This window comes from Streptomyces nanshensis (assembly GCF_001751255.1).
GTDB lineage: Bacteria > Actinomycetota > Actinomycetes > Streptomycetales > Streptomycetaceae > Streptomyces > Streptomyces nanshensis_A.
The window spans coordinates 1-260 of record NZ_LJGW01000454.1 but is presented as its reverse complement, the minus strand read 5'-3'; the positions used below and the strand labels follow the sequence as shown (position 1 = coordinate 260).

General features: G+C 68.8%; 1 protein-coding gene. It reads left to right on the top strand.

The window, feature by feature from the left end; translation table 11 throughout:
• A partial coding sequence (locus tag AN218_RS28280) for an acyltransferase domain-containing protein (protein ID WP_141747716.1) occupies window positions 1–260 on the top strand: 260 nt, incomplete at both ends.

Below are 260 nucleotides of genomic sequence, written 5' to 3'. Positions count from 1 at the left end.
GGGAGTCAGCGTCTGGGGATGGGGCGGGAGTTGTACGGGTGTTTTCCCGTTTTCGCGGAGGCGTTGGACGGGGTGCTGGGGCATCTGGATCCGGGTGTGCGTGAGGTGATGTGGGGTGGTGAGCCGGGGCGGTTGGGGCGTACGGGTTGGGCTCAGCCTGCGTTGTTCGCGTTGGAGGTGGCGCTGTTCCGGTTGGTGGAGTCGTGGGGGGTGCGTGCGGACTTCGTCGCGGGGCATTCGGTGGGGGAGGTCGCGGCGGC